Source organism: Psychrobacter sp. Cmf 22.2 (assembly GCF_001921745.1).
Taxonomy (GTDB): domain Bacteria; phylum Pseudomonadota; class Gammaproteobacteria; order Pseudomonadales; family Moraxellaceae; genus Psychrobacter.
In genome coordinates this window covers 1-270 of the sequence record NZ_MRYA01000036.1, presented here as the reverse complement: position 1 = coordinate 270, position 270 = coordinate 1, and the positions used below count along the sequence as shown (strand labels likewise).

Genomic DNA, 270 nt, shown 5'->3' with positions numbered 1-270 from the left:
CACCCATCATAATCCATTGGCCGTATCGATGGTGCTATATGATAAATACAATCGCGTGCAAAGCGATGCACTGTCAGGGCGGGTGATTGTTTTATGTCACGGGCTTTGTATGAGTCACTTAAGCTGGCAAGTAGCTGACGAGGGCAATCTGGCTGAAACGCTGAGTAGCAAGCTGCCAAACACGACAGTTTTGTATTTGAATTACAATACTGGTCGACGTATCTCCAGTAATGGACGTAGCTTTGCAAAAGTTTTGCAAGATTTGGTGGA

1 pseudogene is annotated in these 270 nt (G+C 45.2%); it reads left to right on the top strand.

The annotated features are described in order from the left end of the window. A pseudogene (locus BTV98_RS13220) lies at positions 1-270 on the top strand (hypothetical protein); the annotation flags it as partial.